General features: G+C 63.2%; 11 protein-coding genes. 9 read left to right on the forward strand and 2 right to left on the reverse strand.

Features of this window, described 5'->3' with window-relative positions; genetic code table 11:
• Together ACEW8Q_RS17115 and zupT are read left to right on the forward strand one after the other, a co-directional pair.
• A partial coding sequence (locus ACEW8Q_RS17115; protein WP_373505266.1) for a pirin family protein occupies window positions 1-846 on the forward strand: 846 nt, incomplete at its 5' end.
• Window positions 847-903: 57 nt separating this feature from the next.
• On the forward strand, window positions 904-1,698 hold the full coding sequence (zupT, locus tag ACEW8Q_RS17120; RefSeq protein ID WP_373505267.1) for a zinc transporter ZupT: 795 nt from the start codon (window positions 904-906) through the stop codon (window positions 1,696-1,698).
• 2 nt (window positions 1,699-1,700) lie between these two features.
• Here zupT and ACEW8Q_RS17125 read toward each other — a convergent pair whose 3' ends face one another.
• Window positions 1,701-2,588, reverse strand: a complete 888-nt coding sequence (locus tag ACEW8Q_RS17125; protein WP_373505268.1) for a hypothetical protein — start codon at window positions 2,586-2,588, stop codon at window positions 1,701-1,703.
• Window positions 2,589-2,822: 234 nt separating this feature from the next.
• On the opposite strand from ACEW8Q_RS17125, the gene ACEW8Q_RS17130 reads away from it, so the two are divergent.
• From ACEW8Q_RS17130 to ACEW8Q_RS17155, 6 genes are all read left to right on the forward strand, one after another.
• The gene (locus ACEW8Q_RS17130; protein ID WP_373505269.1) at window positions 2,823-3,413 is read left to right on the forward strand and encodes a nitroreductase; all 591 of its coding nucleotides are present in this window, start codon (window positions 2,823-2,825) and stop codon (window positions 3,411-3,413) included.
• Window positions 3,410-4,114 carry an HAD family hydrolase gene (locus ACEW8Q_RS17135; protein WP_373505270.1) on the forward strand — a complete coding sequence of 235 codons (705 nt, stop codon included), beginning with the start codon at window positions 3,410-3,412 and terminating at the stop codon, window positions 4,112-4,114. The genes ACEW8Q_RS17130 and ACEW8Q_RS17135 overlap by 4 nt, the downstream gene beginning before the upstream one ends.
• Entirely contained in the window at window positions 4,114-4,710 is a 597-nt protein-coding gene (locus tag ACEW8Q_RS17140; protein ID WP_373505271.1) for a flavin reductase family protein, read from the forward strand. Before ACEW8Q_RS17135 ends, ACEW8Q_RS17140 begins: the two co-directional genes overlap by 1 nt.
• Before the next feature lie 266 nt (window positions 4,711-4,976).
• The gene (locus tag ACEW8Q_RS17145) at window positions 4,977-5,345 is read left to right on the forward strand and encodes a response regulator (protein ID WP_373505272.1); all 369 of its coding nucleotides are present in this window, start codon (window positions 4,977-4,979) and stop codon (window positions 5,343-5,345) included.
• A gap of 54 nt (window positions 5,346-5,399) precedes the next feature.
• Window positions 5,400-6,617, forward strand: a complete 1,218-nt coding sequence (locus ACEW8Q_RS17150) for an MFS transporter (RefSeq protein WP_373505273.1) — start codon at window positions 5,400-5,402, stop codon at window positions 6,615-6,617.
• 155 nt (window positions 6,618-6,772) lie between these two features.
• Window positions 6,773-7,951, forward strand: a complete 1,179-nt coding sequence (locus ACEW8Q_RS17155) for a DUF2336 domain-containing protein (protein WP_373505274.1) — start codon at window positions 6,773-6,775, stop codon at window positions 7,949-7,951.
• A 6-nt stretch (window positions 7,952-7,957) separates the two neighbouring features.
• Here the strand turns inward: ACEW8Q_RS17155 and ACEW8Q_RS17160 are convergent, their stop codons facing one another.
• The gene (locus tag ACEW8Q_RS17160) at window positions 7,958-8,725 is read right to left on the reverse strand and encodes an NAD kinase (protein ID WP_373505275.1); all 768 of its coding nucleotides are present in this window, start codon (window positions 8,723-8,725) and stop codon (window positions 7,958-7,960) included.
• Window positions 8,726-8,813: 88 nt separating this feature from the next.
• Between ACEW8Q_RS17160 and ACEW8Q_RS17165 the strand changes: the two genes are divergently transcribed.
• On the forward strand, window positions 8,814-9,185 hold the full coding sequence (locus tag ACEW8Q_RS17165) for a DUF1636 family protein (RefSeq protein WP_373505276.1): 372 nt from the start codon (window positions 8,814-8,816) through the stop codon (window positions 9,183-9,185).
• The last annotated feature ends 29 nt before the right edge of the window (window positions 9,186-9,214 follow it).

Genomic DNA, 9,214 nt, shown 5'->3' on the forward strand with positions numbered 1-9,214 from the left:
CCGCGTGCCCGCGACCTCGGCGGCTTCGAGGTGCGCCGCGCGCTGCCCTCGGCCGAGCGGCAGATGGTCGGGCCGTTCATCTTCTTCGACCAGATGGGACCGGCCATGATGCTGGCGGGGCAGGGCGTCAACGTGCGTCCGCACCCGCACATCGGGCTCTCCACGGTCACCTGGCTCTTCGATGGTTCGATCCACCACCGCGACAGCCTCGGCTCGGTTCAGCCGATCTCGCCCGGCGAACTCAACTGGATGACGGCCGGCAAGGGCATCGTCCATTCCGAGCGCACCATTCCCGAAGAGTTGGCGAAACCGCGCCGGCTGTTCGGCATTCAGAGTTGGGTGGCGCTGCCGAAGCAGCATGAAGAGACGGCACCTGACTTCGCCCACATCGCCATGGAGAAGCTGCCAGTGATCGACGACCGCGGCATCAAGGCCCGCGTCATTGCAGGATCGCTTTATGGTGCCACGTCGCCCGTGAAGACGCATTCCGACCTGTTCTATGCCGATGTGCAGATGACCGCCGGGACCGCATTGCCACTGCCGGTGGAGCACGAGGAGCGCGGCGTCTACGTGGCCGAAGGCGAGATCGAGGTGGCCGAACAGGTGTTCGAAGCCGGCCGCCTGCTGGTGTTCCGGCCGGGCGATGCCATCACCATCCGTGCACGGAGCAATGCCCGCATCATGCTGCTGGGCGGCGAGCCGATGGACGGGCCGCGCTATATCTGGTGGAACTTCGTGTCGTCGTCAAAGGACAGGATCGAAGCCGCCAAGGAAGACTGGAAGCAGGCGCGCTTTGCCATCGTTCCGGGAGATGACAAGGAATTCATCCCACTGCCCGACAAGTAGGAGTTGAAGCCTCCAGCCGCCCGTTCCTATATCGCCTCGACATAGGGACGGGACGGCATGGACGCTTTACTTGGGACAAACTTCGCAATCGCTCTGGCGGTCTGCGCGGCTGCTGCATTGTCGACGGTGCTCGGCAGCCTGTTCGTTGTATTCGCGAAGGAGCCCAATCCCCGCTTGCTGTCCTTCGGCCTCGCCTTCGCGGGCGGCGCGATGGTCTACGTCTCGCTGGTCGAAATCTTCTGGAAGGCCGATTCGTCCTTCGCCGTGCTGTACGATCCGAAGCAGGCCTATATCTACGCCACGCTTTCGTTCTTCGCGGGCGTTCTGCTGCTGGTGCTCGTCGACCGTTTCGTGCCAAACCCGCACGGGGCGATTTCGTCCAGCAACGGCGACAGCCAGAACCATATCAAGCGTGTGGGGCTGCTGGCCGCCGTGGCCATCACGGCGCATAATCTGCCGGAAGGGCTCGCCACATTCCTTGCCACGCTGGAGAGCCCGGTGGTCGGCGTTCCGCTGGCGGCGGCGATCGCCATCCACAACATTCCAGAGGGCGTCTCGATCGCCATTCCCGTCTACTATGCGACCGGCAGCAAGAAGAAGGCCCTTTTGGCGACATGCGTTTCGGCACTTGCCGAACCTGCGGGTGCGCTCATCGGATATGCCGTGCTGGCGCCGTTCCTGACGCCAAGTGTGTTCGCCGTGGTCTTCGGCATGATTGCCGGAGCGATGGTGTTCCTGGCGCTCGACGAGCTTCTGCCCACAGCCAAGCGTTACGCGAAGGGGCATGAGACCGTTTACGGGATGGTGTGCGGAATGGCTGCGCTCGCGGCGAGCCTCGTTCTTTTCAAGTAGGCTCAGTTGCCCAACATGATGTCGCGGGCCTCGCCCGTGGCGATCTCGAAGGTGGCGGTGAGGACCTCGCCGCCGATGCGGGCACTTGCCGTGTAGGTGCCCGGCACGAGCACCACGTCGGCATTGAGTCCTTCCGCCGCCGCGACCTTCTGGCCGGCCTTGTCCTCAACGTTCCATTGCACGTCGGCGGAGGGTGAACCAACGAAGGCGAGGCGGGCGATGCCGGCCTTGTGGTCGATGTCGATGGCGCTCATGCGGCCGGCCTTCACATGGACGTCGGTCACCGCCTTGGCATTGCCGGCGGCGAAGCGGCTCTCCACCCGGTAGTCACCTTCCGGCACGCGGATGACCTCGCCCGGAATGGCGCTCACTGCCACGAGCTTGCCGTTGTGGTTGCCGCCCAGCGCAAAGACGCGGGCTTCGGTTCCAGCCGCGGGAAGTCCCACGTCACGCACGCGGGGCAGCACGCGCAAGCCCCCCGCATTGAGCACGAAGCTCACCATGATGCGGTTGGCCTCGAGCAGCGTGATGGTGCTCGACAGGGTCACCGCGCCGTAGCGGATGAGGACAACGTAGTCGCCGGGCGGCACGGCGACATCGGCGCTGGGTGACTGCCCGGAAAATACGGTCTCGCCATCCGCGTTGCGGATGGTCCACGAGATGTTGCGTTCGATGATGCCGCCGTCATCGGCGAGGCGGGCGGTCAGCTGAAGACCTTCGCGGCCCGGCTCGACGATCTCGATGGCAAGGTCGTGGCTGGGGCTGGTCGCCTCGATTCCGGGCAGGCCTTGCTCAGGCACATCGGAGACGGTCAGGTCGGAGGATTGCGCCGATTGCGCCAGGCGCGGGGAGAGGGCCGTGATGGCGGCCACGAAAAAAAGGACCGCCACCACTGCAGCGGCCGTTCTGGCGCTGCTGTGGTGGCGGTTGGGCTGTGCACGGGTGCTGTGGTCGTGCAAGCTTGAAGTCCCCTCTACTCAACTCCCCCAGCCTTCCGGCCGGCAGGTGGACTGAACCACGCGCCACGCCCCGGCGGCAACCACAAGATTAACAGGTGGTTAATGGCCGGGGTCGAATTGTCGCCATTGCGTTTTGGCGGGTGTCCAGCCAGATTGCGCCGCATCATGACACAGCTCAACGATACGACCTCCATTCTCAGCCTCCTCAAGACGCGCAAATCCGCGTCCGCCAAGGCGATGACATCGCCGGGGCCAACGCCGGAACAGCTCGCCGAGATCCTCGCCTGCGCTGTCCGCGTGCCCGATCATGGCAAGCTGACGCCATGGCGCTTCATCCTGTGGGAGGGCGATGCTCGGGCCGAGTTCGGCGACGCCATGAAGGCGCGCTGGATGGAGCTTCACCCCGATCATGGAGAGGGCACGCTGGAATTCGTGAAGGCGCTGTTCCTCCGCGCCCCCACGGTTCTCGCCGTGATTTCGACGGCTGCAGAACATCCCAAGATTCCGGTCTGGGAGCAGCAGATGTCGGCGGGTGCGGTCTGCATGAACATTCTGTTCGCGGCGACTGCACTCGGCATTGGCTGCCAGTGGAACTCCGACTGGGTTGCCTATGACGCAGGGATTGGCTCGGTGATGGGCCTCAAGCCGCATGAAATGGTGGCGGGCGTTCTCTATTTCGGTACCCCCGTGGGGCCGCTCGAAGACCGCCCGCGGCCCGACCCCGCGAGCCTTCTCACGCGATGGGTGAAGGCATGAAGATACAGGGAGTCCTCTTCGACAAGGATGGCACCTTGATCGAGGTGAATGCCACCTGGGTTCCGATCTACCGCCATATCCTCATGGAACTCTTTGCGACCGACGCCGCGGGGGCGGAAGCCCTGATGACCAAGGCAGGCTATGACAAGGCCACTGACCGGTTCCTGCCGGGCTCCATCCTGGCGGGAGGTACCACCCGGCAACTGGTGGAGACCTGGTGGCCGGGCCTCGAGCCGGAGGCGCAGGCGGAAAAGGCCCATACGCTCGACCACGGCTATGCGCACCTGGTGAAGGACAGCCTGACGCCGCTGATGCCGCTGGAACCGATCTTCACAAGCTTGCGGGACATGGGCCTCAAGCTCGGTGTCGCCACTAACGACAGCCATGCCTCGGCGCGAAACCATATGGCGCATATCGGCGTCATCGAGCATTTCGAGGACATCATCGCGGCCGATACCGTGGCCGTACCCAAGCCGTCTGGCAACATGATCCGCCGCTTCGCCGAGATCACAGGCCTGCCTGCCGCTTCGATTGCCATGGTGGGCGACAATCATCACGACATGGAAGAGGCCCGCAACGGCGGGGCAGGGCTGGCCATTGCCGTTCTCAGCGGCAATGCCGCGCACGAGGACATTGCGCATCTCGCCGATTACACGCTTCAAAGCATCGCCGAACTTCCCGCACTGCTGAAAGGGCTCTGATGTTTTACGACGCGGTGAAGAACGACCACGGTTTCCCGAACGATCCGTTCAAGGCCATCGTGGCGCCGCGCCCGGTCGGCTGGATTTCGACGCTTTCGCGCGATGGCATCGCCAACCTTGCGCCGTTCAGCTACTTCAACGCGTTTTCGCAAGCACCGCACTATGTCGCTTTCGGCATCGGGCCGCCCAAGGACACGCTGCACAACATCGAGGCCACCCGGGAGTTCGCTGTCAACATGGCGACATGGGACCTGCGTGAGCAGATGAACGCGACCTCCGCCCATGTGGGGCCGGAGGTGGACGAGTTTGAGCTTGCGGGACTGGAGAAAGCTCCATGCCGGCTGATCGCGCCGCCGCGCGTGGCGGCCAGTCCCGTATGCCTCGAGTGCCGGTTGCATCAGGTCATTCCGCTGCCCGACGACCGGGGCCAGGCAGAGGATCACATGGTCATCGGCCGAGTCATTGGCATCTATATCGACGACCGCTTCATCAAAGAGGGCCGGGTCGATACTGCGGGGATGAAGCCCATCGCACGGCTCGGCTACAGCGAGTACGCGACCGTGACGGACGCCTGGCGGATGCGCCGCCCCGGCTAGTTGCTCATCCAATCATCTACAATTTTAAGTAGATTGCAGTTTTGCCTGAGTCGCATCACGAGTCGTGAACGGGGCGGGAACGCCGCAATTCCGCCACTGTTGATAACTTTGTGGGTAACTCATTTTATCGCAGTGGAACAACTGTTTACACCCTGTGGATAAGCTGTGGAAAACTCCGTTAACGCCTCATTAACCACGGACGCGCAGGAGTCGGAGACGGGGCGATCTAGGACGGCTGAGCGATGAAGCTGGAAGGGTTCGTGGACATGACAAAATGTCTGCTCATTGATGACGATGGCAAGGGCAGGCGGTATCTCGAGCAGATGCTTTCGGGCCTCGGCCTCGAAACGTCGCTCACCGCCGGGGCGGATGATGCGCTCCGTTTCTGCAACGACAATGCGCCTGATGTCGTGATGCTTTCGGCCAAGGCGCGAGGTGTCATTCCGCGCGAACTGGTGAAGCGCCTACGCCTTTCATCGCACGGCAAGCCGCCAGTTGTGTTTCTCTATGCCGAGACGGCGGACACCGACATGTTCGGCCAGACCATCCTTGAAGGCGCCGCCGACGTGCTGATGATGCCATTCGACCGCGACCTGCTGCACTTCAAGCTTCGCCAGGCTGGCATCGCCGTCTGAGGCTGCCCGATTTATCGTCACGACATTCCGGAGCCTTTGGCTTAAACGGGGACCATGCTGAACCTGTCCCTCTGGATCCTTCTGATCAGTGTCGCGATGCTGTGCCTCGGTCATGGGCTCAGCGGCTCGTTGGTGAGCCTGACGGCCAATCAGGCGGAGTTCGGCACCGATGTCACCGGCTTCGTCATGGCGGGGTATTCGGCGGGGCTTCTTGTCAGCACGTTCGTCGCGCCGCGGCTGGTGAAGAACGTGGGCCATGTCCGGGCCTTCGCCGGCCTTGCCTCCACAGTTTCCACCGCCGTTCTGCTGTTTCCGCTCTGGGTCGATCCGATCTTCTGGTTCCTGCTGCGGGTCATCTCGGGCTTCTGTGTCTCGGGCATGTTCATCATCTGCGAGAGCTGGCTCAACGCCTCGTCCTCGAACCGCAACCGCGGCACGATGCTCTCGCTTTACATGATCGTCACCTACGGCGCGCTCGGCATGGGGCAACTCCTGCTCAACATCACCGACGTGTCCGGATTCGTGCGCTTCATCATCGTGTCCTGCCTGCTGTCGCTGTCACTTGTGCCGCTGATCCTGCTGCCATCCGAAGCGCCGAGCGTGGAGGGGTCGCGCTCCGTCTCGGTCGACGAGATCTGGCGCGCATCGCCGCTTGCCGTCGTGGGCGTGCTGGCCTGCGGACTGGGTCAAAGCGCCTTCTTCGCGCTGGGGGTGGTGTTCGGATTGGCGAAGGGCCTGCCGCTGGTCTCCGTGTCGATCATGATGGCGCTGCCTCCGCTGGGCGTCATCCTCTCGCAATATCCGATCGGCTGGATTTCGGACCGCTTCGACCGCCGCACCATCATCATGTTGCTGAGTTTCCTTGCCGCCGTCATTGCAGCGATCACGCTGGCGGGAGGCTATTACCTGTCGCGCGTTCTGCTCATCTCTTTGGTGACCGCGTTCGGCGTCATCTCGCTGCCGATCTATTCTCTGGTCGTGGCCCATGCCAACGATCATCTCCAGAAGGAACAGATCCTCGGCGCATCGGCCAAGCTCGTGCTGCTCTATGGCGTCGGCTCGCTCATTGGCCCCATCTTGGTGGGCGACATCATGCGGCGCATCGGCGGTGACGGCTTCCTCATCTATATGATCGCCGTTCATGCCGCGCTGGGCGGTTTCGCCTTCTGGCGCCGCCTCAACAATCCCGATCAGCACAAGGCGCAGGGCCGGGAGGTGATGACGGTCAGCCCGGTCTCGACGCCGGCCGCTTCTCCCGCGCTGGGCGATTAGCCTTCTTCACGTTCCGCCACGTGCTGCGGAGGCATTCGGCAAGCTCCCCGGGTGAGACCGCAAACGTTTGAATTTCTTACCGGAATGCTAACGCACGTGGTGAACCAAATGTTAAAGATTGGGTGGCACGGTGGGTGAAAATAAGGCAAGCCCACATGCAGTCAGTTCAGCACCAGGAACCCAGCTTCGGCCTCGATACAAGCATCTTCATGCATGTGATCGACAATGGAAACACCGAGCAGCGCGCGCAGCTGGCCCAGCAGCTCGCAGATTTTCTGTGCAAGGATGATGTTCCGGCCACCGAACGCGATCAGGTGGTGCCAGTGGTGCTGAAACTCGCGGTCGACCCCGAGGCGGAGGTCCGCAGGACGCTCGCCACGGCACTCACGGATCTCGAAAACCTCAACGCCGACATCATGTTCTCGATCATCTCGGATGACGACGAGATTGCTCTTCCCTTCCTGTCGGAAACACCGGCGCTGAACCACTGGCACATGCTGGCGGTGCTGCGCGTGGGCGACGAGGCCCGGCAGGGCTGCGTTGTCCTGCGGCCCGACATTTCGGCCGAGGCGATCGACTATGTCGTGAACCAGCTGCCGCTCAAGGTTGCGGTTCTGATGTTCGACAATCCGGTGGTGACATTCACCAACGAGCAGTATCATCGCCTCTATGCCCGCTTCGGACATGCCGCCGCGATGGTGGAATGCCTGCTGGCGTGTTCCGACCTGCCGCTCGATATCCGCATCATGCAGACCAAGCGCGCCTCCAACCGGATGCATCAGCTGATGGCGGAGCGTGGCTGGCTGCCGGCCAATGACGCCGCCGAACTGGTAGCCGATGCCGAGGAGACCGCCGTTCTCCGCATTCTAACCCAGGCGGATGATGCCGAGCTTGCCAGCGTTGTCGCCTTCCTCGTCAGCAAGGCCATGCTTACCCCGTCGATCATCGTGCGCGCCGCCTGCCTTGGCGAAATGCATGTGGTGGAGCAGGCGCTTTCGCACCTGGCCGACATTCCGCGAAAGCGTGCAATCGAGTTGATGCGCGGCAAGGGCCTCACCGGGTTCAAGGGTCTTCATGGCAAGTCGGGCCTTCCGGCCTCATGCTACTGGATCCTGCAAGCCGCCTGCGACGTGGCCCTCGACGAGCATGAAGAAGGTGTCAAGCTGAATGCCGACGATTTCGGCCGCCGGCTGATCGAAGCCCTGATGACGCGCTATGAGGCCATGCCGCTGAAGGAGCGCACCCGCCATCTCGACTATGTCGGCCGTTTCGCCGCCGAACGCGCGAGGCTCATCGCCAAGCGCCTCAAGGCCGACCTGCTGCGCGCCGCCTGAACTGCCTCAGAACCGGAACTGCTCGCGGAGCACACGTTCGGCCAGGCTGTGCCCCGGATCGAAGAGGATTTTCGCCGCCTTAGAGCGGTCCTCCGCGATTTCGACCTCGCGCACGTGACGGACTTCCACATGGTCGGCGACGGCCGCCACTGGCCGCTTCTCGGCTTCCAGCACCGTGATCGTCACCCGGGCATTGTGCGGCAGGATGGCGCCACGCCAACCGCGCGGACGGAAGGCACTGATGGGGGTCAGGGCCAGAAGCTCGGAATTGATCGGCAGGATCGGTCCGTGGGCGGAGAGATTATAGGCCGTGCTGCCGGCTGGTGTCGCCACCAGCACGCCGTCGCAGATCAGTTCCTCGAGGCGCGGCTTGTCGTCGACCGCGATCATCAGCTTCGCCGCCTGATAGCGCTGGCGGAGGAGGGAGACCTCGTTGAAGGCGATGGCGCGGTGCGTCCTGCCGGTTTCATCCACGGCCTGCATGCTCAAGGGATGAATGGTCGTAAGCTCGGCGGCGTCCAGCCGTTCCCGCAATCCATCGCCCGCATAGTCATTCATCAGGAAGCCGACCGTGCCACGGTTCATGCCGTAGATAGGGGTTCCGGTCGAGACGAAGCGGTGCAGCGCCTGCAGCATGTGGCCGTCGCCGCCCAGCGCCACCACGCAGTCGGCCCGGTCCGGATCGGCATTGCCGTGAACGGCCGTCAATTCCGCCAGCGCGTCACGCGCTTCGGGAGAGTCTGACGCGAGGAAGGCGATCGAATTGAATATCATGCCGGTTTCATCGCGTTGACAGGGTGGAGGATTGCCTACATTGAAGGCGTCCCCTTTGGCAACATCTGAACCGAGAGCCTTGATCCCGATGCGCGAAATCGTCATGTGCACCACCTGCAAGTATTCGGTCACCGACAAGACTGGTCCGGACGGGCGCACAGGCGGCGAAACGCTGATTGCACATATGAGGGACGCGATAGCCGCCAGGGGCGAAGCCATCTCCGTCGCCACCCAGGTGTGCCTGTGGAACTGCAAGCGCCATTGCAGCGTGGTGCTGCGCGACGATGAGCGCTTCACTTACTTCACCGGCGATCACGAACCCTCACGCGAACAGGCAGACGCCATCCTCGACTGGTTCGCGGTGCATGGCGAGACGGAGACCGGCGAAGTGCCGTTCCGCCAGTGGCCCGACCGGATGCGCGGGCATTTCATCGCGCGCATTCCGCCGGTGAGGCCGTGAGGCGCGTCACGCTGGTGCTTGGCGGCGCG

This window comes from Aestuariivirga sp. (genome assembly GCF_041738905.1).
Lineage (GTDB): Bacteria > Pseudomonadota > Alphaproteobacteria > Rhizobiales > Aestuariivirgaceae > Aestuariivirga.

What these genes read in the sequence shown, in the direction of transcription:
- zupT (WP_373505267.1), top strand. Translation starts at nt 904, where the DNA reads ATGGACGCTTTACTTGGGACAAACTTCGCAATCGCTCTGGCGGTCTGC.
- ACEW8Q_RS17130 (WP_373505269.1), top strand. Translation starts at nt 2,823, where the DNA reads ATGACACAGCTCAACGATACGACCTCCATTCTCAGCCTCCTCAAGACG.
- ACEW8Q_RS17135 (WP_373505270.1), top strand. Translation starts at nt 3,410, where the DNA reads ATGAAGATACAGGGAGTCCTCTTCGACAAGGATGGCACCTTGATCGAG.
- ACEW8Q_RS17140 (WP_373505271.1), top strand. Translation starts at nt 4,114, where the DNA reads ATGTTTTACGACGCGGTGAAGAACGACCACGGTTTCCCGAACGATCCG.
- ACEW8Q_RS17145 (WP_373505272.1), top strand. Translation starts at nt 4,977, where the DNA reads ATGACAAAATGTCTGCTCATTGATGACGATGGCAAGGGCAGGCGGTAT.
- ACEW8Q_RS17150 (WP_373505273.1), top strand. Translation starts at nt 5,400, where the DNA reads ATGCTGAACCTGTCCCTCTGGATCCTTCTGATCAGTGTCGCGATGCTG.
- ACEW8Q_RS17155 (WP_373505274.1), top strand. Translation starts at nt 6,773, where the DNA reads ATGCAGTCAGTTCAGCACCAGGAACCCAGCTTCGGCCTCGATACAAGC.
- ACEW8Q_RS17160 (WP_373505275.1), bottom strand. Translation starts at nt 8,725, where the DNA reads ATGATATTCAATTCGATCGCCTTCCTCGCGTCAGACTCTCCCGAAGCG.
- ACEW8Q_RS17165 (WP_373505276.1), top strand. Translation starts at nt 8,814, where the DNA reads ATGCGCGAAATCGTCATGTGCACCACCTGCAAGTATTCGGTCACCGAC.